This window comes from Grimontia marina, from assembly GCF_900060185.1.
GTDB lineage: Bacteria > Pseudomonadota > Gammaproteobacteria > Enterobacterales > Vibrionaceae > Enterovibrio > Enterovibrio marinus.
The window spans coordinates 1-1490 of the sequence record NZ_FIZY01000152.1; the positions used below are offsets into that span (position 1 = coordinate 1).

The 1490-nt window shown below is 63.6% G+C and carries 1 pseudogene; it reads right to left on the minus strand.

The features are described from left to right. A pseudogene (locus tag GMA8713_RS27845) lies at positions 1-1490 on the minus strand (hypothetical protein); the annotation flags it as partial.

Consider the following 1490-nt stretch of genomic DNA (forward strand, 5'->3'; position numbering starts at 1 on the left):
CCCGCGCCCAGGGTGATGGTGATGTCCACCTGACCGTCCAGCTCGTCATCGTTGATGTAACCATCATCGTTGGCATCTTCGGTAATCTCGACCGTCGGCGCCGCCGGGGCGCCGGTGCCGGTGCCGTGATCCAGGGTGGCCGCATCACTGCCGTTGGCGGTGTTGCCCGCCGGGTCGGTGACGGTGGCCGTCACGGTCAGGGTCGTGCCGGTGGCTGGCGCGGTCATGGTGACCGGCACGCCGTTATCCAGCATGGCCTGGGTCACGGTGCCGTTAAACAGTGCATTGCCATCCTGGTCGGTGACCACCAGGGTATCGCCCACCGCGGTGCCTGCACCGAGGGTGACGGTGATGTTGATGTCACCATCGAGCTCATCGCTATTGATGTAGCCGTCGTTGTTGGCATCCTCATCAATGACCACCGTTGGCGACGCCGGTGCGCCGCTGCCTGTGCCGTAATCCAGGGTGGCCGAGTCAGAGCCCTCAGCGCTGTTGCCCGCCGGATCAGTGACCGTGGCGGTGATGTCCAGCTCGGTGCCGGTCGCCGGGGCGGCCACAGACAGGTCAAGGCCATTGTCCAGCATGTCCTGGGTGACCGGGCCTTCGTACAGGGTGTTGCCCGCGTTATCGGTGACCACAATGGTGTCACCCACGGCGGTACCGGCGCCCAGGGTGATGGTGATATCCACCTCGCCGCTGAGCTCGCCATCGTTGATGTAACCATCATCGTTGGCATCTTCGGTAATCTCGACGGTCGGCGCAGCCGGTGCGCCGGTGCCCTCGCCGTAATCCAGGGTGGCGGAGTCACTGCCGGTGGCAGTGTTGCCACTGGTGTCGGTCACGGTAGCCGTCAGGGTCAGGCCGGTGCCAGTGGCTGGAGGGGTCAGCGTCAGCGACAGGCCATTGTCCAGCATGTCCTGGGTAATGGTGGCGCTGTACACCTCATTGCCATCCTGGTCGGTGATAACGATGGTGTCACCCACTTCGGTGCCTTCACCCAACGTCACGCTGTAGTTGATGTCGCCATCCAGCTCGTCGTCATTGATGTAGCCATCATTGTTGGCATCTTCATCAATGGTCAGGGTCGGCGCGCCCAGATTCGGGTTGCCGCCACTGGTATCCAGTATCGCACTGTCACTGCCATTGGCGGTGTTGCCCGCCGCATCGGTGACGGTGGCGGTGACCACCAGATTGGTGCCACTGGCTGGTGCATCAATCGCCAGGTCAAGGCCATTGTCCAGCATGTCCTGCGTCACCGGACCGGAGAAGATGACCGTGCCATCCTGGTCGGTGACCACAAGGGTGTCGCCCACGGCGGTGCCGCCGGTCAGGGCCACGGTGATGTTCACCTGACCCACCAGTTCGGCATCATTGATGTAGCCGTCGTTGTCGGCATCTTCGGTGATGGTGACCACAGGCGTGCCCGGCGCCGTGCTGCCGACATCCAGTACCGCGCTGTCTGAGCCATTGGCGGTGTTGCCCGCCGGGTC